Below are 23,238 nucleotides of genomic sequence, written 5' to 3' on the forward strand. Positions count from 1 at the left end.
GTGATGAACGGGTATCCAATCCCCGCAAAATTCATCTGGATCCCATCGTTCCGGGGATCAGTGTATCGCATCATCAGCTTTCGGCGGGTACCCTTGGGTGCATCGTATACGGACGAACGGACGGAACCCCGTACGTGCTGAGTAACTGGCACATTTTGCAGGGTCCGCTGGGACAACTCGGCGATACGATTGTACAACCGGGGCCGCACGACGATAACCGGATCGAACGCAATCGACTGGGCAGACTGGTACGCTCACACCTGGGAGCTGCAGGAGACTGTGCGATCGCCAGTATCGAAACGCGGAACTTTGATGCTAGCGTTTTTGAACTGGACGTCGTACCGAATCAACTCGGCGAACCCGAACTGGGGGATACAGTCGTGAAGAGCGGACGAACCTCGGGTGTGACACACGGCATCGTGACTCGGGTGCATACGATGGCTAAAATCAACTACGGGTTTCCAATCGGGGAGCAGTCGATTGGCGGCTTCGAAATCAGTCTGGACCCGGACCATCTACCCATGGGCGGGGAGCTGAGCCAAGCCGGAGACTCGGGGTCGATCTGGCTTTTTAAAACCGCCGAAGGGCAACCAAGCATGATCATGGCGGGCTTACACTTTGCCGGAGAGTCGTCGGGCAGTCCCGAGCAATATGCCCTGGCCTGTTATCCGCGTTCGGTATTCGAGAAGCTGGACATCAGTTTGGTACCGCCCCAACACGCACTTCCACCCGAATTAGGCTATAATCCCGCTTTTCTCGGGCCGGTGGTTACCGTACCCGAGCTTTCTGCGGAGCAGCAACTGGATGCGGTTCTGCTCGGGAATTCCGAAATCATTCCGTATACGCACTTTTCCCTCGCCATGAGTAAATCCCGTCGGTTTGCCTATTGGGTAGCCTGGAATATTGACGGCGGAAACCTCAGGAAAATTACGCGTAAAAACCTGAATTTCGTACTGGACCCCCGCTTGCCCGCTGAATACCAGGTGGGCGATTCGCTGTACGCCAACAATCGTCTGGATCGGGGACATATTGCCCGACGGGCCGATCTGATCTGGGGCACCATGGCCGAAGCCCAGCAAGCCAATAAAGACTCCTTTTTCTTCACCAACATTACCCCGCAGATGGACAATTTCAACCAAAGTTCGCAGGGTGGAATCTGGGGGAAACTGGAAGATGCCGTTTTTGAGCAAACGGAGGTCGATCATTTAAAAGTAAGTGTCATCGGCGGACCCATTTTCCGTCCGGATGATCAGGTCTTTCGTGGCGTAGCTATCCCGCGTGAATTCTATAAAATTCTGGCTTATGTAGAAGCGGGTGCACTGAAAGTCAGTGCTTTTCTGTTGACCCAGAATCTCAATGATTTGTCCTTTCTGAATTTGGATATCTTTAAAGTATACCAGGTAAGTCTGGCGGAAATTGAACAACGGGCGGGTTTTACACTTTCAGACCTTTTGAAAAACGCCGACGATTTTGCTCTGGAGGTGCGTGAGATGCTGGCTCCAGTTGAACGGCAACCCCTGTCGTCGCTTTCGGATATTCAGTGGTAGGAAAAGGAGCGGAAGCACGGCGAAAAACGAGTAATCATTTCTTAGACTTTCGATACTGATTTGATTATGGAACCGATTCAATCCTTTCGCGAGCTTTCGCTTCCAGCGGTCCTTCGCCCTTCGTACCATCCATCGCCGCTGGCCTGGGAAGATCAGGTCCTGTATTTTCTATTACTCGACCGGTTTTCTGATGGGCAGGAAAAGGACTATTTGAATAATGAAGGCCAGCTCGTTACTTCGGGACAAACACCCCGTTTCCAACCCGAAGACGCCGGTAATGCCCTGACGCCCGATGCTGAAGCCTGGCAGCAGGCAGGCGAACGTTTTGTGGGCGGAACGCTCCGTGGACTGAAAAGTAAGATCGGTTATCTGAAACGCCTGGGAATTTCAGCGATCTGGATTAGTCCAGTTTTCAAACAAGTCGCCTCGCAGGAAACGTATCACGGGTACGGAATTCAGAATTTTCTGGAAATTGAACCCCGCTTCGGAACGCAGCAGGATTTAATCGACGTCGTGGAAACGGCCCATGAGCACGGCATCTACGTAATTCTGGATATTATTTTAAACCATTCCGGTGACGTATTTGCCTACGAAACCGGACAACCCGTATACGCCAGTGGTTCCATTTTCCCGGTACGCGGGTACCGCAATGCGGAGGGGCAGCCTACGTTACCCTTCGTTCCGCAACCCACTGGAGCCTGGCCCGACGGAGCCATTTGGCCCGCCGAACTGCAACAGCCGCAGACTTTCACCCGAAAAGGTAAAATTCAGTATTGGGATCACGACCCGGAATTTTTGGAAGGCGATTTCGAATCCCTGAAAGACATTCATCACGGTTACGGACCTCTGGATGCCTACCGGCCTTCCGAGGCACTTCTGCACCTCGCCGAAGCGTATAAATACTGGATCGCCCTGGCGGATCTCGACGGCTTTCGAATCGATACGGTCAAGCACATGGACCTGGGAGCGACCCGGTTTTTTTCTTCGGTCATCCGGGAATTTACTTTAGCAATCGGCAAGGAAAACTTTTACCTGATCGGAGAAATTACGGGCGGTCGTCAGCGGGCATTTACCACGCTGGAACTTACGGGACTCGATGCGGCACTGGGGATCGACGATATTCCCGACAAGCTGGAGTATCTGGTAAAAGGCTACCGTAACCCGGCGGAATACTTTAGCTTGTTTCGCAATTCGGAATTACTTCAGAAAGAATCCCACAGCTGGTTTCGGAATAAGGTAGTTACCCTGTTTGACGATCACGATCAGGTACGGAAGGGACCACAAAAGGCTCGTTTTTGTGCCGATGCGACGGGCTCCCGGCAATTACTGGCGGTGATCGGTTTAAATGTTACTTCGCTGGGTATTCCCTGTTTGTACTACGGAACGGAGCAGGCGTTTGACGGACACGGTGGCCACGACCGCTATATCCGGGAGAGTATGTTTGGGGGAGCCTTTGGAGCCTTTCGTAGCAAAGGAGTGCATTTTTTTCGGGAGGATAATCCCTGGTTTCCGGAAATCAGCAAGCTACTGGCGGTACGCAAACAGGAAATCGCCCTGCGACGCGGTCGGCAATACCTGCGGGAAATTTCCGGCGATGGCACCCATTTTGGTTATCCGCGTCTTTGGGGAGCGTCCATGCAGTCGGTCGTAGCCTGGTCCCGGATTTTGCATACGCAGGAAGTACTCTGTGCTTTGAATACCGACGTCAATCAAAGCCAAACGGCCTGGGTCACCGTAGATAACGACCTCCATACCACCGGCGACGTACTTACCTGCCTGTACACCACCCATCCAGAGGCTACTTTGACGAGCGTATCTGTAGCAGCCCGTAATGGAAAGGCAGTTCAGCTTACCCTGCCGCCGGGTGGTTTCGTCCTGTACAAAAAGCAGTAGCAGTCCTTTCAAAAGTTTACTTACGGAAAGTAATGGCGATCCCCGTCAGCAACAGGATTCCACCCAGTATCATGGAGGCAGAGAGTTGTTCGCCCAGCAGCAGCCACGCTAGAAGGGCGGTTAAAACGGCCTGACTGAGTAAACTAATGGACACCTGCTGAGCGGGAATGTGCGTCAGGGCATAACTGACCGAAAACCAGCCCAGGAGTTGACAAACCAATGCCTGCGTCAACAACGATTCCCAAACCAACGTGGGAAAGCCGCTTAGCTTCTCTTCCCCCAAAAGGCACAAAAACAGCAGGAAGATACTCCCAACCGTCGTCATACAGGCCATGAAATGGAGGATGTTAACATTTCGCAGTACTTTTTTGCTGAGCATGAGGTAGGCGGCGTAACAAATCCCGGAGAGCAGGCCTAATCCAAATCCTCGATCAAAGGCCAGGTCCGCAAAAAGTTGAAACCCCATGAAAAGGACCAGCCCCGCCAGGGCGACCACCACACCCAGCCAGAAAAACCGATTAGGCTTTTGTGGCAGAAACAAAAAAGAAGTCAGTCCGACCCAAATCGGAGAGAGATTCGTAAGCAGGCTGGCCTGGGTTGCTGAAGAATACTGAATGGAGAGATTCCAGGAGGCAATATCTGCCGCAAACAAAACGCCGCAACCGACCAGCGGTTTCCAGAATCGCAGCGTTTCACGCTTCCATTGGTTTCGGCCCAGTACATAGGGCCAAAGCAGAAGGCTCGCGATACTTAGGCGATAGAAAGCCGCCGTAACCCCGGAAACTGGCGTTACCCGAATCAGAATCGGATAGATACTGATACAGAGAATACCCGCAAACAACCACAGGCGGGGAGAAGAAGACGTCATACGCATGGAAAAACTCAATAGTGCGAAGCCAATGTGTGATAGGCCCGGGATCGCATCGCCAGCAGGGTAACGATAAAGCCGATGATTCCTGTCAGGGTGAAGACAAGGGCCAAACCGCGGTCCGAGCCGGTACCAAACCAGGATCCGAGCCACTGAACGCCCGCTCCGGTAGTCATGAAAGGAATAAAAATGTACTGGGCAATGGGACCGATCAGTAGGGCCGTAATGGGTGATGCGGCCTGTTCCAGACTCTGGGAAAAGCCAAATACCCGCCCCAGTCGATCGGGCGGAATGACCTTCTGTACAATGGTCTGCTCAGCGGCTTCTACTACGGGAATCAGACACATGTAGATTAAAAGTCCGACGCTCAACAGTACAATCGAAGCCTGCAACGTGAAGAAAATGCAGACAAACCACATGATCAGATTGGTGAGAAACAGCGTACGTAACGGCTTGCCGCCGAGGCCCTGACGAGCGACAATCAGTCCACCAATAATAAAACCCAGACTCAGAAAACCCCAGAGGATGCCCCAAACCTGTACCGATACCAGCGATAGTCCGTAGGCATCCATCAGGGACATGAATACACCGCCCAGGAAGTTATTAAAGCAGTTGAAAAAGATCAGCCCGAATAAACCGGGGATTTCCTGAATGATAGCAATGGTATGACGAACGTTAAAACTGACTGGTGGAGCTTCGGCATGGACGTGCGTACGTTCCTGAATCGAAAGCGTAGAAAGGTGCAGAACAACCAGTAGCGTAAAACCAATGGCCAGTACGAGCGTCCAGAACATCCCTAAAAAGCCAATCACCAGGCCACTAAAAATGGAAGCGGCCAGAAATGATACACCATTGGCGGTACCTACCATCCCATTGGCTTTGTCACGTTGATCTTCGGGAAGAAGAATGGTGACCAGGGTGGAAAGGGCAATGCTGCGGAGGTTTCCAGCAATTGCCCCGATCAGAGCCAGCGTAATAAACATCCAGAGTTGCCAGCTACCGGGATTCCGGAACGTTGTCTCGGACGTGGAAAGGTAAATGCCCGCGGCCACGATGTACAGCAGCAGCGAACTGCTACTCGAAAGGAGCATGGCTAGCTTCTTGGGGTAACGATCCACAAGTGTACCCAGGAAAAAGCCCGTAACGGCCACTGTTCCGGAATAAACTCCTGCCATGATCGACGTGGTTAACACGGATTTCGTTTCCAGATACACCCAAAAGGTTAGGGCAAACCAGATAAAATTATTGGTTAATGAAGCGGCCAGGGTATTGATCAGAACGACCAGAAAGGTCTTGTTTTGGAGCGGCTGTTCAGATTCCTTTGACTCGGGGGTATTCATGCCGTACATGCATTTAGAGTGGGCAAAGGTACAGGAATCCGAGCAAGAGCAAGCGGGGATTTCCGCCAAACGGCAGGGCCGATCGCGACTATTTTTCTTACGGGCATGTCGAACGATCCGTTCTGTCAGTTGCGGAATAAAAGCATCTGCATTTAACTTGACTTTTATAATTGCTTAGAGAGGATAATGTAACCATTGACCAAGCATACGGAATCTTTTATACCTTTCTTTTTAATTGAGCATTAGCTACGTCGCCCTTAATACACCATTTTTATCCGCATTACTGGCTGGATAGTACAGTAATACGGATTAAAAAGCAGCCGTTTCAGGGGACGAAACGTACACTAATATAAAAGCACCCATTTCCATGACTTCTCCATCTTCCATCACCCAACAATTACTCGACCGCCTCTGGGAACGGTATCAGCAACGGGTACCATATGCCCGACGTTACGCAGCATTAGTTCTTGAAAAAGGAGGTCAGGTCGTTAATGACCACTGTGCGTTCCGGACGTTCAACACGCGTACGGGTGAACAAACACCCGGCTTAGAAGCCATCGGTTTTATTCTGGAATGTTTGGGATACCAGAAAATAAGTCCGTACGCGTTCCCAACCAAATACCTGAATTCCTGGCATTACCAGCACCCCACGGAGGCTCACTTTCCCAAGTTTTTTGTTACGCAGCTCGACGTAACCCAACTCTCCGGGCAGGCTCAGCAGTTACTTTCGGAGGCCGTTACTCATACGCCGGATTTGCTGGCGGGTACCCCGCGGGAATTATTACAGCGATTAAAAGACCAGCAGGAGCTTGAAGATGAATCGGCAGTAACGCTGGTATCGGCTCTGGAAAATTTCTTTACGCGACCCTGGCCCGCACCCCGTCGTGAAACGGTTTTGGCTTTAAACGAAGAGTCGCAGTTTGCGGCCTGGACCCTGCTGCACGGGAATGCGGTCAATCACTTCACGGCGTACATCAACTTCCAGCAGGTTCCCGAATGGCCCGATCTGGAAACAACCATTGCGGGCCTGCAAGCCGCGGGCATTCCAATGAAAAGTCAAATCGAAGGGGAGCGGGGCAGTAAATTACGCCAGTCCTCGACACAGGCCGTTGACGAGGATTGCCCCGTAACTGAAGCCGATGGAAGTACCGGAACCCTCCGCTGGAGTTATGCCTATTACGAACTGGCCGAGCGGGGTCAGGAAAACGGAGTCTGGTTTGAGGGTTTTCTGGGGGATCAGGCTACTAATCTTTTTGAAATGACGAAACGGTAATTTTAAGGCCGTTTGCGTTTCGGAAGTTCGTACCCGTGCAACCTTTGGGGCAGGAAAGCGGTTACTGGGTAAGAACTTTATTCGAAGGAACGCTTAAGTTATCCTTCGATTTGCATGAACATTTACGAATGATGTTAAGTCTTAGTTTAAAAGAAGATACCCGCACCTCCCATCAGCAACTTGAAAAACAGGTCGTTCAGCGGTTGAAAGCCATTACGAACAAAGCCGATTACGCTGATTTTCTGAAGCATTTCTACGCCTACTTTCACGCGGTTGAACAGGCCATTGCCCCCTTTATTACGCCGCAGGTACTACCTGATTACGCGGAACGTCGCCATGCTTCTTTCCTGAAGGCGGATCTGGAAACCCTGGGCAGTACAAGTGACGACTTACCCGCTGCCACGGCTCCGACCATCGCGACGACGGTACAGGCTTTAGGGGCTTTATACGTTATGGAAGGCTCCATCATGGGCGGCAGTATTATTGTGAAAATGCTGGAGAAAGTAGGTATTACGGAAGGTGTTTCCTTCTTCTCAGGATACGGGCCAGCTACGGGAAGTATGTGGAAAACCTTTACGGAAGTGCTCAACGCCCAGGGCCGTACCGAATCGGATAAAGCTCAGGCCGTGGCTGCGGCGAACGAGACCTTTACGCGTTTCGGTGACGTATTCGCCGAAAGTCGGGTGTAAAAGGGAGTACAGACGCTCATTCCTTATAAGCAGCTCGTTACAAGAAGCCTGCTTATCAGTAGCTGGTTTTAAATCGCTTTTCTGGTTTTGATAGGGGTTGTAAAATTTACGGGATTTCCCTATCTAAGATTATGTGTTCCAAGAGAGGGACCGATACTCAACCCAAGGCCTAAAAAACCTGTGAATACGCTTCGCAGATTTTTTAGGCCTTGCGTTATAACGGCCATAAATCGAACAGACTCGATACGGCTGAATCTTCGCCAAGGAAGTAGGCTAGGGGAGAAGCAAAGGAATGTAAGCGTTTTACGCGGCTTTCCCTATCTTTAGTCCGTCATATTAACCTCTAACGTTATGTCTTACCTCTGGAAAGTGGCCCTGCCAATGCTGGTCCTTTCGCTAGCTACACTACTCCCAACGCAGGCTCAGCAAGTCATTCCTCTGTATTCAGGTGCCATTCCGAACGCGAAAGCCTACGCCATGAAGGAAATCGTGAATGCTGAACCCGGCGGTCGGATTCAAGGGTACCGCAAAGTATCTCAACCCACGATAACAATCTTTTTACCTAAAGAAAATCCAACGGGTACGGGCGTCGTCATCTATCCCGGTGGCGGTTATGTTTCAGAGAGTTATAATGGCGAAGGGGTAAAAATTGCCGAAACCTTCGTGAAGCATGGTATAGCCGCCTTCGTCGTGAAGTACCGCCTGCCCAGCGATTCGATCATGGTCGATAAAAGTATGGGCCCCCTGCAGGACGCTCAGCAAGCCATTCGGCTGGTACGCGAACGAGCCAAAGAATGGCAACTCCGCCCCGATCGTATAGGCATTATGGGTTTCTCGGCGGGTGGCCACCTGGCTTCTACAGCAGGAACCAAATTTAATACCCCCGTGATTGAAAACCCCGGTCGTGTTAGTCTGCGTCCTGACTTCATGATTCTGATTTATCCCGTTATTTCGATGAGTGAAACGCTGGCTCACAAAGGTTCCCGTACAAGTTTATTGGGCGAAAAGCCGAGTGATGAATTAATCGAACGTTTTTCCAGCGAACGACACGTAACCAATCAGACCCCGCCCACGTATCTGACGCATACGGGTGATGACAAAGTGGTGGATGTAGACAATAGTATCGTTTTTTACGAAGCCCTACGACATCATCGCGTCCCTGCTGAAATGCACCTGTATCCAACGGGAAATCACGGTTTTGTACTCAAATTACCTACGGAAGAATGGATGCAGCCGCTCTTTAGCTGGATGAAAAAGAATGGTTGGGTTCAGTAAACATTGACTCCAATTTTAAACCATCACCGTGATGAAAATCAAAGCAATCATTACCGGAGCTACGGGTATGGTCGGCGAAGGGGTATTGTTCGAATGCCTGAAGCATCCCGACGTTGAACAGGTGCTGGTGATCAACCGGAAGCCAGGGGGCTTGTCCCATCCTAAACTGAAAGAAATCATCCACAAGGATTTCTTCAATCTGGAACCCATCGCCTCCCAGTTGGCCGGTTATAATGCCTGTTATTTCTGTCTGGGCGTATCATCGGTGGGTATGAGTCAGGAAGACTACAAACGAACTACCTACGATCTGACGCTCCACTTCGCCCAGACGGTTGCCCAACACAATCCCGATCTGACCTTCTGTTACGTGACCGGAGCGGGGACGAATGAGCAGGGTCGCATGGCCTGGGCCCGGGTGAAGGGAGCGACTGAAAATGCCTTGATGCGTTTGTTTCCGAAAGCCTATATGTTTCGTCCGGGTTTTATGAAAGCGGTGCCCGGCCAGAAAAATATAAAGAGTTTTTATAAATGGATTGCCTGGATATACCCACTGGGGCGAGCCCTGTTTCCTAATGGCTTCTGTACCCTGGAAGAAGTAGGGCAGGCCATGATCCACGCCGCTCAAAAAGGCTATCCCAAAGCAGTGCTGGAAGTAAAAGATATTGTAACACTGGCTCGAACGTAAGTGGATAGGGCTGAATACAGGAAGGCGATTTTAAGGATCAATTTTCAAAATTTCCCCAACCGTATTCGTACATTTATAAATGATTTTCATAACAATTGATTTATATAACCGCTTTTCATAAATACTAAGTAAATTTCATACGTTTAATACCTCTTTAGCTGAATGTATGACGTACCCGATTGCTCCTTCCCAGGTTACTGTTTTTCTGGATCGTATTACTCCTGAACCCGGAGCACTCGCAGGCTACGCGGCCTTGCTACGGGCGTATGAGCTGGCGGTTCCCTTACCGGATCGACTGGCGATCATTAGTCAGAAACACCGCCAGTACCGGACGGAAGAATGGCAGGTCTTTACGCCAAGATACCAACCCGAGGAAACGCTTGTGGCTCACCTGACCTTTGCCCTGAAATACGAGGGTATCGAATTAGGTCTGCTCAAAAAGCTATTCAAAACGCTGGGGCCGCAACCGATTGTAGAATGGGTAACCCAAGAACCGCTGGGGCAGTACAGCCGGAAAGTATGGTTTCTGTACGAATGGTTACTGGAGGAATTACTCGACGTGCCGGATCTGACGACGGGAAATTACCTGGATCTCGTCGATGAGCGGCTGCAATACGGAAGTACGAGCGAGCAAGTATCTGTCAAACGACAGCGGATTCGGAACAATCTGCCGGGTGTACGGGAATTCTGCCCGATGATTCGAAAAACGCCGGTATTGGAAAGCTACCGGCAACTGGATTTATCCCGGCACATCAAACAGATGATTGGGAAAATTCATCCAGATGTGATGGGCCGAACGGCGGCTTTTTTACTATTAAAAGATTCGAGAGCCTCTTACGCCATTGAGGGCGAAAAACCGCCACAAACCCGGGCTCAGCGGTGGGGCAGGGCCCTGGGCCAAGCCGGACACGAAACCCCTGACTGCCCAAGAACTGGTGCGTCTACAGCAGATCGTTATTGATAACCCCCGCTTTACAAAAATGGGTTTTCGGGAACAGGAAGGCTTCATTGGCGAACATGACCGACGCGTAGGCACGCCCATACCGGATCACATTTCCGCTCGCTGGAAGGATTTGCCGACGCTGATGCAGGGTCTGCTGGAGACCAGTCAGAAACTGGAAAAGGACGTTTCTTTTGATGCGGTACTGGCGGCAGCGGTCGTGGCGTTCGGTTTTGTATTCATTCATCCTTTCGTGGATGGCAACGGGCGTATTCATCGCTACCTCATTCATCATGTGCTGGCGGCCAAGGGGTACGTAGCCAAAGGCCTTATTTTTCCCGTTTCAGCCATTATTTTAGAGCACATTGAGACCTATCGGCAGGTATTGGAAGCCTTCTCCAAACCCCGGCTGGATGGGATTGAATGGAAACCAACGGTCGATCATAATGTGGAGGTACTGAACGAAACCGTTGACCTGTATCGCTACTTTGATGCGACTCAGACGGCTGAGTTTCTGTACGAATGCGTGAAACAAACGGCTCAGCAAACGATTCCCGAAGAGGTAGCGTACTTGCAGCAGTACGACCAGTTGAAAAGTTACCTGGATGATGCCTTTGAAATGCCCGACGATCTGGTAGCTCTGCTGGTACGATTTCTGGAACAGGGAAATGGAAAGCTTTCCGAACGGGCGAAGGCAAAGGAGTTTAAGGCGTTGACGGCTAGTGAGGTTGGGGCGATTGAGCAGGTTTTTCAGGAAATTTTTCTCAGGAACTAGATCGGTTCTGGCTAAAACTCCGCAACGCGGGAGCTAGCGGGAATTGAAAGCTTACCCGGAAAACGTCCGGCTCCAACTGCATCTGAATGGCTTGCCCAATCAGGTAGGCGTGCCGGTGCTGTTGTCTTCTAGTTCTGTTTCTGTAGAGGCTACAACCTGTCCATGCTTCCGCTGTAAGTCCTTTGTTTTGCTGACAAGCCGGACTTATCCGATTTTAGCCGAAATACAGGCTAATGCACGGGATTCAGAGGTAGCTAAAACCTTATGGTGAAAAGCCGAAAGCAGTGCGGGTCTTGTGTATCCTTAATCAGGAAAAAGCCGCTGGGTCATAACTTGTTCAAGTACGACCCAGCGGCTTTTTAAAGCTGTCTTTTGTTTTTAACAGGGAGTAGCCAGTGCCGTTTCCAATTGCTCTGGATTGAGCATGCCTTCGTATCGCCATCGTTCCATTCCCTGCTCGACGAGTACAAAGGCTGGAAAGATCGTTACATTGAAACTACGCACGACTTCTGGATGGTACAGGCTTTCAATGCCCAGTACATCGACGGGTCCGCGACGGATGCGTTCCATTTCCTCTTTTACCTTTTGCACCAATCCTGCCGAAGCCTTGGCCGGGGCTTCTCCAAAAAAAACAAGCAGCACGGGCCGAATGACAGATTCCAGGTTCTGTGAAGGGCCAACGATTTCAAAGGCTTTCATAGAGCGAATTTGCCTCATTCTTCTTTTTGATCGCATGAGGGCTGTCAGCTTCAGGCCTGATTTTGCTCAATGTTTTTTTTGCCTGAACTGAATTTAATAACTTGCCCGCTCGGATACGGACAGTTTTTTCCGGTTAGTAACGCCGCCTATGCATGAATGACGAGCTTGACTATCATATACTCAGTAACCTTCTTTTCGATGAATCGGAAGATTTAATCGCCCTTTACGCCCTGCGTACGGAGCAGTTTATTCGAATCAATCCGGCGGGTTGCCGACTCCTCGGATACGCCTCCGAGACGGAGGCATTGACTCAGGCGAAAGCTCATTTTTCCTGGGGAGCCGCCCATGCTACCGAACAGGAAATCGAATTAATGCGGGCCGATGGGCAGTCTTTAAAAGGCCTGGTTCGCATCACGGCTTTCAAGGGAATTTCCGGCGAATACCAATTGATTCGGCTGAAAAACCTGGAGTTGATGCAGCACATGCAGCAGCAGTTGGAAGCCAATGATCGCCGTTACGAAGCCGTATTTACCAATGCCACCATCGGGATCATTGTGTCTGATCGGCAGGGAAAGATCGTCTCGTGTAATGCCCTGGGTTATCGACTGTTGGGGTACGAAGAGGGTGAATTACTGGGCCAATCCATTGAATTGCTGGTACCCGAAAGCAAGCGGGGCTCGCACGTACACGATCGGGAGTCGTTCTACCAACACCCGCAGGTACGGGCCATGGGGCATAACCGCGATCTGTACGCTCAGCGGAAGGATGGCTCGGTATTTCCGGTTGAAATCAGTTTGAGTTATTTTCAGGTGGAGGAAGAACTTTACGCCGTAGGATATATCATTGACATTACCTTCAAGAAAGAGGCCGAACAAGCCCTGCTCTTACAAAACCAACGGATTGAACGTCTCAACGAAGACCTGGAGCAGAAAGTAGCTGACCGTACGCACGCGTTGATGACGACCTTAAGCCAGCTGGAGCGTTCCAAAGACGAACTGGCCAAGGCTCTGGAGACGGAGCGGGAATTGGGCGAACTGAAGTCACGCTTTGTATCCATGGCCTCCCATGAGTTTCGTACTCCGCTCACAACCGTACTTACGTCGGCCTCGCTGATTGAAAAATATCCGGCAACGGAGCAGCAGGACAAACGCCTTCGACACGTTCAACGCATCACAGCTTCGGTGAATCACCTGAATGATATTCTGGAAGAATTTCTATCCGTGGGTAAGCTCGAAGAAGGAAAAGTGGAGGCCCGCATTACGTTGGTGGCTCTGGAACCGCTCATTCAGGAAGTTCTCAGTGATATTCAGGGATTACGGAAAAACGGACAGGAGTTTGAATTAGACCTGCAAACGCCGGAGTTGTTTCCGACGGATGCTTCGCTGCTACGGAAAATTCTGGTCAACCTGCTTTCCAACGCCGTCAAGTATTCCGGCGAACATACGGTCATAACCATACAGGCGACTCTGGAAGGGACGGACCTGTGCCTGGCTATTCAGGATCAGGGAATTGGTATTTCCAAAGAAGATCAAAAGCATTTATTTGAACGATTTTTTCGGGCGAAGAACGCCATTAATTACCAGGGAACGGGCTTAGGCCTGCACATCGTGATGAAGTACCTGGAATTACTGCGGGGGACCATTACGCTAAAAAGTGAATTGGAAAAAGGGACGCTCGTCACCATTCATTTACCTGGTCAATAGCTCTATACCTATGAAAACAATTTTGTTGATTGAAGACAACTCGGACATCCGGGAGAATACGTGTGAAATTCTGGAGCTGGCTGGTTACAACGTCGTAACGGCCGAAAACGGTAAAGTGGGCGTTGAAAAAGCCCTGGCTGCCAAGCCGGATCTGGTAATTTGTGACATCATGATGCCCGTGCTGGATGGCTACGGAGTCTTGCATATTTTTTCGCGGAATCCTACGCTGGCGGGTACGCCTTTCATTTTTCTGACGGCTAAAACCGAACGGAGTGAATTCAGAAAAGGTATGGAATTGGGAGCCGATGATTACCTGACCAAACCCTTCGACGAAAGTGAATTGCTCAGTGCCATTGAAGGCCGCCTCAAACGCTTTGAACAACTGGACCAGACGCGTACGGATTACGACCTGAAAAGCAACGGATTGGAAGCTTTTCTGGACGATGCCCAAACGAAGCTCGAATCCCTTTCGGCGGACCGGAAGGTGCATACCATTCCCAAAAAGCAGTACATCTACGCTGAAGGTGATCAGCCGTTGCGTTTGTACTTCGTGAAAAGCGGAAAGATCAAAACGATCAAGACCAATGCCGACGGGAAAGAATTCATTACGGGTATTTACGAGGAAGGATCGTTTTTTGGATACTTAGCCTTGCTGGAAAACCGGGAGTACACCGACTCGGCCGTAGCTCTGGAAGATAGCCAGTTGCATTACATTCCCAAGGAAGACTTTCAGCAACTGCTTTCGGGGAATCGCTCCGTGAGTCAGGAATTTATTCGCTTACTGGCCGGGCACGTAGCCGAACGGGAGCAGCAACTGCTGACGATGGCCGTACGGATCACTGCGGCGGCGGGTAGCGGATACGCTACTACACCTGTACACCTCCGCGGGCGAACAGGTCATCAAGTACTCGCGGGACGACCTGGCATCGATGGTGGGGACGGCTACCGAATCCCTTATTCGCACGCTGAGCGAATTCAAACAGGACGGGCTGATTGAAATTGCCGGTTCTTCCATCCGGATTCTGCAACCGGAAAAATTACGACGGGCAGGCTGGTAAGTATTTAGTAGGGGACTGGGGTTCAAGTCCCTTACCACTCAACCCTTGAAAAGATTGCATTCGTGAGGAGTCAAGCCGTATCTTTGAGACTATGTCTCTTTTTATTACGTCTTTAAATTCGGGTAGTAACGGCAATTGTTACTACGTAGGCAACGGGCAGGATGCGGTTCTGATCGATGTAGGGATATCCTGTCGGCAAATCGAATCCCGGCTCCGGCGGTTGAGCTTGTCGGTACATACCATCAAGGCCATTTTTATCTCGCACGAGCATACCGACCACATCAGCGGAACCACCAATTTTGCCCGTAAGTATCAGCTGCCCGTTTACCTGACACCGAAGACCTTGCGATCGGCCCGATTGCTGGGCGAGGGATTGGCGATTCGTTTTTTATCCGGTACCGACCCCGTGTGGGTGGGCGATCTGTGCGTGAAAGCTTTCCCTAAATTTCACGATGCTGCGGATCCCCATAGTTTTATGATTTCGTACGAAGGTACGCGGGTAGGTGTTTTCACGGATTTAGGGCAAACCTGTACGGGCCTCATTGAACATTTCAGCCAGTGTCACGCTGCCTTTCTGGAAGCTAATTACGATGAAGCCATGCTGGAACAGGGACGTTATCCATATTTCCTCAAGCAGCGTATTCGGGGCGGTCATGGGCATTTGTCCAACCAGCAGGCACTGGATTTGCTGCGTACCCATAAGCCTGCGTACATGAGCCACGTCATTCTTTCGCATTTATCGAAGGAAAACAATTGTCCCATTCGGGCCCGGGAACTGTTCCTGCCGCACATGGATACGACTGAATTGGTGGTGGCTTCCCGTTTGCAGGAAACGCCCGTTTATCACATTAAGGCTCGGGAAGTGGAGCAGCCTGTAGTTTCTTAGTCAGTACAATCTGGCCCAGGTGGTAGTGGGTATGCTCAATCATGCCCTGAATATTCCGGTAATATCTGCCGTATGTCTCATCGGCAAAGGCTTCCTCCAGCATCGAGTGGGGTGATGATTCGACCCTTGAGCCATCGTTTCGCATCCGACCAGACTTTTGCCAACAGATGTTCCCAATCCTCCTGCGATTGAATGGGCGGATGGTCAAAGCTGAATCGGTCACTGGCTTGAAGGGGTTGGCCCTGTAATACCCGAAGTTGAGCCGCCACGTAGTAATGAATGTGGTAGGTGAGGGCGGCAATGGTATTTAGTGTCAAAACCGGGGTAGTAGCCTGCTGCCAGCTGAGGTTTGTCAGGTGTTCTTTCAGGCAAACCGTGGTCCAATTGCCTCCGAAGAAAACATGACGTAGATGCTGGGCGAGTGAAATAGCTGTGTTCATAAGGATTTAGAGATAATCTGATTTCCAGGAAGTACTAAAAGATCAGTACAGTACTAAAGCAAAGGATTAATCGCTAAAACGTATAGTTTAGTGCGAAGTTTAAACCGATTATCTTGGAAACGATTTATTCAGCAGCCGGAACCTATCTACTAGGACTAAAGTCACTTACGGCCGAAGTCTTGTGTGTACCCTCGCAAGCGTCGGCGTACACGATCTGGTTCATTCCCGAAGGGGAAAACACGTTTCATGCGGACTTTGGTACGTTTCCGTTCACCGGACCCGTGTTGCTATTCGCTACGCCCCTGCAAATCATTTATTTGGATGAATGTCAGGTATTCGGCGGCCGGATGCTTCAGTTTCACAGTGATTTTTACTGTATTGAATACCATCGGAACGAAGTTGCGTGTAATGGACTCCTCTTTAACAATATTTACCTCGATCCCATTGTACGTCTGACGCCCGACGAAACCCGCCGCTTCGTTTCCATTTTAGATGATATTCAGGACGAAGCTAATCGGACGACCCCTTCCGAAATTGTCCTGCGTTCCTATGTACAGCTTTTTCTGGCGAAATCGAGTAGTATCAAAATGCAGGCGATGGGTCAGCAAACGGATCGCCCCGAGAAAGACGACCAAATGGAGCGGTTTCGGCAACTGCTCGATGAAAATTATCTGACTTTACACAAGCCTTCGGATTACGCGGCCCTTCTGGCCATGTCGTCCGATAACTTCACGCGGCGTTGCCAGAAGTATTTCCGGAAAAGCCCTTCCCAGCTCATTCAGGAGCGATTAATTCTGGAAGCAAAAAAACAACTGCACCTGACCCGGCAAAGCATCAAGGAAATCGCCTACAACCTACGCTTTCAGGACGAGTTCTATTTTAGTCGTTTTTTTAAAAAAATCACGAAAGTATCACCACAAGCGTTCCGCGAGCAGACGGGCATTTCAATTGTGGCGGATTTGTCCAAGCCTTAGCCTTTTTTGTCCATGTTCCCCCGTGGACCCTTGCTGTAGTTTTGTCTCACTCAAACAAACACAGCAATGAAAACGTCAATTCTTCATACCATCGCCCACCTGGATGACCTCGGTAAAACGGTCGTTCGCTGGGGTATGCGTCGTCGTTTTTCTCTGGATCGGCGGACTCAAATTCTTCACTTACGAAGCCGACGGAATTGTACCCTTTGTGGCGAACAGTCCGTTCATGTCGTTCTTCTACGAACATCCGAAGGCGTACAAAGCCTATATCAACAAAGAGGGAGAATTAATCCCGAAAAACCACGCCTGGCATCTTGAAAATAACACCTACGGATTCTCCAGGGGGCTGGGGGTATTTCTGGTTACAGTGGCCGTACTGGTGGCTCTACACCGCGTGGCCCCACTGGCGAGTATGGCAGGGAGTATCCTCATCTTCCTCATGACGCTCGGTACGCTTTCCTTCCTCATCACTACGCCCGAAAGCTGGGTTCCGAACCTGGGCGATGAACAATGGGGTTTTCCGTACCTGTCGGGACGGGGACGGCTGGTCATTAAAGACATCGTTATTCTGGGTGGAGCCTTGATGACCATGAGCGAATCCGCCCGTCTGTATCTGAGTCGTCCCCGTGGCTAATCGGTTTTATATTACCTTTTCAATCCACGCGATTGGGAAACGATCACCGTTTTTACCCAGGAGCAGGTAAGACCTGAATCTCAATGCTCCCAAAGACATCTGGGAAACATCATTAATCATCCTCCCGTCGATTATTCTTACTACAAGCCCTGAACGTCTAGGCCACGGTAACGGCTCAACCGGCCTTAGATTTCCCGGACGCTGAACCCCTGAATGAGTAGCTGAATCTTTGTAATGAAGCAGGACTGTAGCTTTGATTACGGTCCTGCTTCAGGGATTACAACGCGTATATGCGATCAAAAATTAATCAGTAATGAACGATCGCAAGGTGATCAATCATTCGCTGAATTCAAGTAGGACAAAACAATCGTTAGGGTTCAAAGGTTATTGAAAATAGTAAGGAGCTGAAAATCATGAACGAAAGCAAGAACAGGCAGTTGTAAAGTCAGCCTCTTGTTTACCTTTGATTACCAGCCCAGTCAGACCGCCCTCCTGATTTCCGTGCTTTTCTAGTTACCTGTACACGAGTACCCCCGTTCCATTCAGTACGCATTCATTAACCACATGCCCTAAGTTCCGCCGAGGGTTGTTCAATTAAGCTCTATGAACTTATCCGCCGATGGTGTGCCTACAGTTGTAGTGCCACCCAGTCGATTTTATGCCTTAGACGCAAGCCGGGCTCTGGCTTTGCTGTTGGGTATTTTTTACCATGGCATAGAGTCGTTTATCCAGTATAAACCGCAAAATGCCTACTTCACCCACGACAACACGGGTAGTTCCGTACTGGACTTTATCTTTTTTGTGCTGCATGCGTTTCGGATGCACGCGTTCTTTCTGATTGCGGGCTTTTTCGCTCATCAGCTCTATCACAAACGCGGAGTTGCCGGTTTTGTAGAGCATCGGTTTAAACGCGTGATTTTGCCACTGGTATTTTTTTGGCCGCCGCTACAGATCACCTTTCGGGCCTTACGCATCTGGGGTCGTCAGCGGTTGGGAGATTTCTCCGAAACACCTGGGCAGCAGGCGGTCTCGCCCTGGCTTACCTCCTGGAACGAATTCTGGAATGGGCAGTGGTTCAACCCCGATGGATTACTGATGCCACTTTACCACCTTTGGTTCCTGTATTACCTGGCTTTATTCTGTGGAACGGCTATTCTGGTACGACCGCTGCTGGTTGCCGTCCTGAATGCAACGGGTCAGTTGCGACCGCGATTTGATTCTTTTTTCAATCAGCTCCTGCACAAACCCTGGGCCGCCTGGGTGGTTGGATTGGTGGTGGCGGTTGCCATGTTGCGAATGAATCAACTCTTTGGGGTGGACACGCCCAACAATAATCTGATTCCCAATACCCGGCCGTTTGTCGTCTACAGTCTTTTTTTTGGGTTGGGCTGTCTCTTACGGCGACAAAGCGAATTGTTACCGCAGCTCAAGATTCACCGCCATGCGACGCTGTTTTTTAGCTGCTGTTTGCTGGCTGGGGTTTACGTATACTTTCTATCGCACTCCGACCGGGCCTGGACCGAGACCGGTTCTGTATCGATCAATGATTACGTATACAAAGCTGGTTACGGACTAGCTTCTACGGGACTGGTTTTTTCGTTTCTGGGGTATATGCTACATTTCTTCTCCCGGCCTAACGCTACGTTCCGCTATTTGGCTGATGCTTCGTACTGGATGTATCTGGCCCATTTTCCGCTGGTGGTGGTGCTACAAATTCTGGTTAGTGCCCAACCCTGGCCTTGGCTGCTAAAAGTAACCGTCATTTTTGGGGTTTCGATCGTTACCCTATTGTTGAGCTATCACTATCTGGTTCGTGATCGTTGGCTCGGTACGCTTCTTAATGGCAAAGCCGTGCGAAAGGTTAATTAATAAATGGTATGTAAAAGGATTAAACAAAGAAGTTTTAGTATTTTTGATAAATGTGTTAAATTGACGCAATTTTAAAACAAGACCTCTTTAATTACTTACCTGACATGAATCGGTTTCGTACAGGAATACTTATTGGTACGTTATGCACCCAGGCTTTACTTGGTTTTACTCAGCAACCGGTAACGTCTTTTCCACTCCGTGAGGTACGACTGTTCCCTGGAGCATTTAAAGAAGCGGAGCAAACGGATCTCCAGTACATCATGGCGATGGATCCGGATCGTTTGCTGGCTCCGTATCGCAGAGAAGCGGGCCTACCCTCCAAAGTAGCCAGTTACGGCAACTGGGAAAACACCGGACTGGACGGGCACATGGGTGGGCATTACCTGACGGCCCTGTCGCTCATGGCTGCTTCTACGGGTGACAAGCGAGTACAGGATCGGCTTGCTTACATGATTACCGAGCTGAAACGGTGTCAGGATCAACTGGGAACCGGCTATATCGGTGGTGTGCCGGGCGGCGTTGCGATCTGGAAGGACATTGCCCAGGGAAAAATTGATGCAGGAACTTTTAGTCTGAACTCCAAGTGGGTACCGCTGTACAACATCCATAAAACCTTCGCTGGCTTGCGGGATGCGTATCTGGTGGCGGGCAATGAACAGGCCAAAACGATGCTGATCCGACTGGCCGACTGGATGGTTCAGCTTTCCGCCGGATTAAGTGATGAGCAGATTCAGGATATGCTACGCTCCGAGCACGGTGGATTGAATGAGGTATTTGCGGATGTATCCTACATTACGGGAGATAAAAAATACCTCGAACTGGCTCGCCGTTACTCGCATCGCGTCATTCTGGATCCGCTGGCTCAGCAACAGGATCGGCTGAATGGCTTACACGCCAATACGCAGATTCCCAAGGTGATCGGTTTTGAACGCATCGCTGAACTGAGTGGGGATAGTACGTACCATCGGGCTGCTCGTTTTTTCTGGGAAACCGTCGTCAAGCAGCGTACAGTAGCCATCGGGGGAAATAGTGTGAGTGAACACTTCAACCCCGCCAACAATTTCAGCTCGATGATTAGCCGCGTGGAGGGGCCAGAAACCTGTAATACGTACAACATGCTTAAATTGACCAAGCAGTTGTACGAAGCGGAGGGAAAAGCCAGCTACCTGGATTATTACGAACGGGCTTTGTACAACCACATCCTCTCGACCCAACGGCCCGGTACGGGCGGGTTTGTGTACTTCACGCCCATGCGGCCCCGTCATTATCGCGTGTACTCGCAGGTACCGCAGGGGATGTGGTGTTGCGTAGGTTCGGGACTGGAAAATCATGGCAAATACGGCGAGCTGATTTATGCTCACCGGGGTAACGATCTGTATGTGAACTTGTTCATTCCTTCACAGTTAAATTGGAAAGAGCAGGGAGTGACGTTAACTCAACAAACGAAGTTTCCGGATCAGGAAAGTACCCGGCTGACGCTGACGACAACGCAACCCCGGAAATTTACGCTGAACCTGCGGTATCCGTCCTGGGTAGCGGCTGGAGCCTTGAGCCTACAAATCAATGGGAAGAAGACGGATGTAACGGCTCAGCCCGGCTCGTATATTGCTCTGGAGCGAACCTGGAAGAAAGGGGATCAGATTGAGATTACCCTTCCCATGCAAACGACTACGGAAGCTTTGCCGGATGGGTCGAATTACATGGCTTTCCTGCGGGGACCAATCGTCTTGGCGGCTAAAACGGATACCACCGATCTGGATGGCCTGCTGGCCGATGATAGTCGGATGGGACACATTGCAGCCGGGAAAACGTATCCGCTTCAGCAAATGCCCCTGCTGGTGAGTACCGAATCGCAGATCGAAAAATACCTGAAACCCGTACCAGGAAAATCGCTTACCTATACGGCTTCCGATTTACTGTATCCGGCCAAGTACCGGACGCTGGAGCTTATTCCTTTTTATCGGCTCCATGACGCCCGCTACGTAATTTACTGGCAAAAACAAAGTCCGGAAGGCTTGCAGAAAATGCAGGAAGAGCTGGCTCGGCAGGAGGCCGCCGCCCAGCAGTTAGCCGCGATAACGCTGGATGTAGTCTATGCCGGCGAACAGCAACCCGAGTCCGATCACTTTGTGAAGAGCRGAAAAAGCAATACGGGGCAAAATCAGGATCGTCACTGGCGGGATGCCCGAGGCTGGTTCAGTTATCAGCTCAAAAACCCGAATCAGCAGGCGGATCGTTTGCAGGTGACGTATTGGGGTAAGGACCGAAACCGAAAGTTCAAAATTCTCTTAAACGATCAACCTTTGGCTACCGTTGAACAGGATGGTCAGAAAGGCGAAGCGTTTTATACGGAAGAATATGCCATTCCAGCCTCTCAAAATGCTCAGGCAGGACCGCTAACGGTCAAGTTTGTCGCAGAACCAGGTTCGGCGACAGGAGGAGTTTATGAGGTACGGCTGCTGAAGAAATAAGGCCTGGGGGAGTGGGGTTGGGGTTGAAATCCTAGGTTACAGAATGGATCGAGCCTACGGCTCTTACACGCCTGTAAGAGCCGTAGGCTCGATTAGTTTACTAAGGTCGGATTTTAATCCGACCCTGTGCGGGATTAGAATGGTTAAGCCCGTAGCGTCTGCAACGCTTTCGTCCAGCGGGCCAACTCTTTAAACATCGCATCCGCCGCTCTTTCGGAGCTATCGGTAGGCTGGAAATTCATCTCATCGTCAAATAGCTTATTGAAAAACGTCAGGGCTACGCTCTCCACGAGCGGTACCATTTTCAATGTCGTAAGTACCTGCTTAAGGACTTGAGCTGCCCGGAGTCCGCCTGACTGACCACCGTAACTGACAATGCCCACAGGTTTATAGGCCCATTCGTGGTAGACGTAATCCAGAGCATTTTTTAGGGGAGCCGTAATACTGAAGTTGTACTCGGCGGTAACAATTATGAAGGCATCCGCTTCATCAATCTTCGCACTCCACTGCTTGGTGTGTTCATGTTCGTACTGACGCATGGCAGGATGGGCGGGTTCGTCCATCAAGGGAAGATTGATTTCGCCCAGATCCAGTATTTCCACCGAGAAATCAGGATGGCGTTGGGCTACGGAAGCTATCCAGTCAGCAATGCTGGGTCCTTTACGACCCGGACGAGTAGTGGAGGTAATGATTTTGAGCGTATACATCAGCAATAAAAAGGGTTTACGGTAGCCAGCGGGTACTGACTCAAAAGTGCAGGAAAAGCAATCGTAGGAAAAACGGAAACCCAGGCATTAAGTTTATCTAATTCCATGAAATCAATCAATACAGTTTCTCAAAGCACTAATAGAACTGTAAAAATTTATGAAATTCTGGATCAAATTAATGCATTCAGAATCAATGGATTTTGAAGATATGAGCTAATAAGACCTCTCATTTTTTTAAGAAATCACTCGCGTATTGATCAAAGTACGAAAAGGTTTTACTTATTTGCGGCCAATAATCTATAAAATCTATAGACTTTATTATTTTTACCGAATCTTCCCTGATGAACCAATCTGATTCGCTGATGACTTCGAAGTGTTGTACCTGTGGCCCAATGCAGGCTAGGTCTTGAACCTGTTGAGCATTCCAGTCCACTTCTCCCGTTTCTTTCAAACCATCAAATCTTTCCTATATGAAAACAAGTATACCCCGTCTTTTAGTTGGGCTGACGGTT

General features: G+C 50.1%; 19 protein-coding genes and 1 pseudogene. 15 read left to right on the forward strand and 5 right to left on the reverse strand.

Translation table 11 applies throughout. The features are described 5' to 3' along the window. On the forward strand, nucleotides 1–1,547 hold a 1,547-nt coding region (locus tag BWI97_RS24445), incomplete at its 5' end, for a DNA/RNA non-specific endonuclease (RefSeq protein WP_102203184.1). 66 nt (nucleotides 1,548–1,613) lie between these two features. Then, complete coding sequence (locus tag BWI97_RS24450) at nucleotides 1,614–3,440, forward strand: alpha-amylase family glycosyl hydrolase (protein ID WP_102203185.1); 1,827 nt, start codon at nucleotides 1,614–1,616, stop codon at nucleotides 3,438–3,440. 16 nt (nucleotides 3,441–3,456) lie between these two features. On the opposite strand, the gene BWI97_RS24455 is transcribed toward BWI97_RS24450, so the two are convergent. Both BWI97_RS24455 and BWI97_RS24460 read right to left on the reverse strand, forming a co-directional pair. Next, nucleotides 3,457–4,314, reverse strand: coding sequence for a DMT family transporter (locus tag BWI97_RS24455; RefSeq protein ID WP_233208005.1), 858 nt, complete (start codon nucleotides 4,312–4,314; stop codon nucleotides 3,457–3,459). Between the two features lie 8 nt (nucleotides 4,315–4,322). Then, nucleotides 4,323–5,648 carry an MFS transporter gene (locus tag BWI97_RS24460; RefSeq protein ID WP_102203205.1) on the reverse strand — a complete coding sequence of 442 codons (1,326 nt, stop codon included), beginning with the start codon at nucleotides 5,646–5,648 and terminating at the stop codon, nucleotides 4,323–4,325. 367 nt (nucleotides 5,649–6,015) lie between these two features. On the opposite strand from BWI97_RS24460, the gene BWI97_RS24465 reads away from it, so the two are divergent. From BWI97_RS24465 to BWI97_RS28575, 6 genes are all read left to right on the forward strand, one after another. Beyond that, complete coding sequence (locus tag BWI97_RS24465; protein WP_102203186.1) at nucleotides 6,016–6,921, forward strand: DUF1338 domain-containing protein; 906 nt, start codon at nucleotides 6,016–6,018, stop codon at nucleotides 6,919–6,921. Between the two features lie 128 nt (nucleotides 6,922–7,049). Beyond that, nucleotides 7,050–7,610, forward strand: coding sequence for a biliverdin-producing heme oxygenase (locus BWI97_RS24470; protein WP_199182093.1), 561 nt, complete (start codon nucleotides 7,050–7,052; stop codon nucleotides 7,608–7,610). Between the two features lie 351 nt (nucleotides 7,611–7,961). After that, on the forward strand, nucleotides 7,962–8,885 hold the full coding sequence (locus tag BWI97_RS24475) for an alpha/beta hydrolase (RefSeq protein WP_102203187.1): 924 nt from the start codon (nucleotides 7,962–7,964) through the stop codon (nucleotides 8,883–8,885). Between the two features lie 31 nt (nucleotides 8,886–8,916). After that, nucleotides 8,917–9,570: an epimerase gene (locus BWI97_RS24480; RefSeq protein WP_102203188.1), complete on the forward strand. Its 654-nt coding sequence runs from the start codon at nucleotides 8,917–8,919 to the stop codon at nucleotides 9,568–9,570. Nucleotides 9,571–9,736: 166 nt separating this feature from the next. After that, nucleotides 9,737–10,531: a hypothetical protein gene (locus BWI97_RS28570; protein ID WP_233208006.1), complete on the forward strand. Its 795-nt coding sequence runs from the start codon at nucleotides 9,737–9,739 to the stop codon at nucleotides 10,529–10,531. Next, nucleotides 10,506–11,285: a Fic family protein gene (locus tag BWI97_RS28575; RefSeq protein ID WP_233208007.1), complete on the forward strand. Its 780-nt coding sequence runs from the start codon at nucleotides 10,506–10,508 to the stop codon at nucleotides 11,283–11,285. Before BWI97_RS28570 ends, BWI97_RS28575 begins: the two co-directional genes overlap by 26 nt. A gap of 378 nt (nucleotides 11,286–11,663) precedes the next feature. Here the strand turns inward: BWI97_RS28575 and BWI97_RS24490 are convergent, their stop codons facing one another. Further along, nucleotides 11,664–11,984, reverse strand: coding sequence for a thioredoxin family protein (locus BWI97_RS24490; RefSeq protein WP_102203189.1), 321 nt, complete (start codon nucleotides 11,982–11,984; stop codon nucleotides 11,664–11,666). Nucleotides 11,985–12,136: 152 nt separating this feature from the next. Between BWI97_RS24490 and BWI97_RS24495 the strand changes: the two genes are divergently transcribed. The 3 genes and pseudogenes from BWI97_RS24495 to BWI97_RS24505 all read left to right on the forward strand — a co-directional run bounded on the left by BWI97_RS24495 (nucleotide 12,137) and on the right by BWI97_RS24505 (nucleotide 15,631). Then, complete coding sequence (locus BWI97_RS24495; RefSeq protein ID WP_102203190.1) at nucleotides 12,137–13,687, forward strand: PAS domain-containing sensor histidine kinase; 1,551 nt, start codon at nucleotides 12,137–12,139, stop codon at nucleotides 13,685–13,687. A gap of 10 nt (nucleotides 13,688–13,697) precedes the next feature. Beyond that, nucleotides 13,698–14,745: pseudogene (locus tag BWI97_RS24500) on the forward strand (response regulator). A 91-nt stretch (nucleotides 14,746–14,836) separates the two neighbouring features. Next, entirely contained in the window at nucleotides 14,837–15,631 is a 795-nt protein-coding gene (locus tag BWI97_RS24505; RefSeq protein ID WP_102203191.1) for an MBL fold metallo-hydrolase, read from the forward strand. A gap of 77 nt (nucleotides 15,632–15,708) precedes the next feature. Here BWI97_RS24505 and BWI97_RS24510 read toward each other — a convergent pair whose 3' ends face one another. Continuing rightward, nucleotides 15,709–16,071, reverse strand: a complete 363-nt coding sequence (locus tag BWI97_RS24510) for a hypothetical protein (protein WP_199182094.1) — start codon at nucleotides 16,069–16,071, stop codon at nucleotides 15,709–15,711. A 113-nt stretch (nucleotides 16,072–16,184) separates the two neighbouring features. On the opposite strand from BWI97_RS24510, the gene BWI97_RS24515 reads away from it, so the two are divergent. The 4 genes from BWI97_RS24515 to BWI97_RS24530 all read left to right on the forward strand — a co-directional run bounded on the left by BWI97_RS24515 (nucleotide 16,185) and on the right by BWI97_RS24530 (nucleotide 22,019). Beyond that, nucleotides 16,185–17,045 (forward strand): helix-turn-helix domain-containing protein, encoded by an 861-nt coding sequence (locus tag BWI97_RS24515; protein WP_102203192.1) that lies wholly within the window; start codon nucleotides 16,185–16,187, stop codon nucleotides 17,043–17,045. 103 nt (nucleotides 17,046–17,148) lie between these two features. Next, the gene (locus BWI97_RS24520; protein ID WP_102203193.1) at nucleotides 17,149–17,679 is read left to right on the forward strand and encodes a DUF417 family protein; all 531 of its coding nucleotides are present in this window, start codon (nucleotides 17,149–17,151) and stop codon (nucleotides 17,677–17,679) included. 603 nt (nucleotides 17,680–18,282) lie between these two features. Further along, nucleotides 18,283–19,548, forward strand: a complete 1,266-nt coding sequence (locus BWI97_RS24525; RefSeq protein WP_102203194.1) for an acyltransferase family protein — start codon at nucleotides 18,283–18,285, stop codon at nucleotides 19,546–19,548. A 104-nt stretch (nucleotides 19,549–19,652) separates the two neighbouring features. Then, complete coding sequence (locus tag BWI97_RS24530; RefSeq protein ID WP_102203195.1) at nucleotides 19,653–22,019, forward strand: glycoside hydrolase family 127 protein; 2,367 nt, start codon at nucleotides 19,653–19,655, stop codon at nucleotides 22,017–22,019. Nucleotides 22,020–22,162: 143 nt separating this feature from the next. Here the strand turns inward: BWI97_RS24530 and BWI97_RS24535 are convergent, their stop codons facing one another. Next, nucleotides 22,163–22,726 (reverse strand): NADPH-dependent FMN reductase, encoded by a 564-nt coding sequence (locus BWI97_RS24535; protein ID WP_094812676.1) that lies wholly within the window; start codon nucleotides 22,724–22,726, stop codon nucleotides 22,163–22,165. Nucleotides 22,727–23,238 lie beyond the last annotated feature (512 nt).

It is taken from the genome of Siphonobacter sp. BAB-5405, assembly GCF_002872335.1.
GTDB lineage: Bacteria > Bacteroidota > Bacteroidia > Cytophagales > Spirosomataceae > Siphonobacter.

Bases quoted from the DNA above. Each gene is read 5' to 3' on its own strand.
- BWI97_RS24495 (WP_102203190.1), top strand. From the start codon at position 12,137: ATGAATGACGAGCTTGACTATCATATACTCAGTAACCTTCTTTTCGAT.
- BWI97_RS24520 (WP_102203193.1), top strand. From the start codon at position 17,149: ATGACCTCGGTAAAACGGTCGTTCGCTGGGGTATGCGTCGTCGTTTTT.
- BWI97_RS24510 (WP_199182094.1), bottom strand. From the start codon at position 16,071: ATGAACACAGCTATTTCACTCGCCCAGCATCTACGTCATGTTTTCTTC.
- BWI97_RS24480 (WP_102203188.1), top strand. From the start codon at position 8,917: ATGAAAATCAAAGCAATCATTACCGGAGCTACGGGTATGGTCGGCGAA.
- BWI97_RS24455 (WP_233208005.1), bottom strand. From the start codon at position 4,314: ATGCGTATGACGTCTTCTTCTCCCCGCCTGTGGTTGTTTGCGGGTATT.
- BWI97_RS24460 (WP_102203205.1), bottom strand. From the start codon at position 5,648: ATGAATACCCCCGAGTCAAAGGAATCTGAACAGCCGCTCCAAAACAAG.
- BWI97_RS24465 (WP_102203186.1), top strand. From the start codon at position 6,016: ATGACTTCTCCATCTTCCATCACCCAACAATTACTCGACCGCCTCTGG.
- BWI97_RS24450 (WP_102203185.1), top strand. From the start codon at position 1,614: ATGGAACCGATTCAATCCTTTCGCGAGCTTTCGCTTCCAGCGGTCCTT.
- BWI97_RS24470 (WP_199182093.1), top strand. From the start codon at position 7,050: ATGATGTTAAGTCTTAGTTTAAAAGAAGATACCCGCACCTCCCATCAG.
- BWI97_RS24525 (WP_102203194.1), top strand. From the start codon at position 18,283: ATGAACTTATCCGCCGATGGTGTGCCTACAGTTGTAGTGCCACCCAGT.
- BWI97_RS24490 (WP_102203189.1), bottom strand. From the start codon at position 11,984: ATGAAAGCCTTTGAAATCGTTGGCCCTTCACAGAACCTGGAATCTGTC.
- BWI97_RS28570 (WP_233208006.1), top strand. From the start codon at position 9,737: ATGACGTACCCGATTGCTCCTTCCCAGGTTACTGTTTTTCTGGATCGT.
- BWI97_RS24475 (WP_102203187.1), top strand. From the start codon at position 7,962: ATGTCTTACCTCTGGAAAGTGGCCCTGCCAATGCTGGTCCTTTCGCTA.
- BWI97_RS24535 (WP_094812676.1), bottom strand. From the start codon at position 22,726: ATGTATACGCTCAAAATCATTACCTCCACTACTCGTCCGGGTCGTAAA.
- BWI97_RS24505 (WP_102203191.1), top strand. From the start codon at position 14,837: ATGTCTCTTTTTATTACGTCTTTAAATTCGGGTAGTAACGGCAATTGT.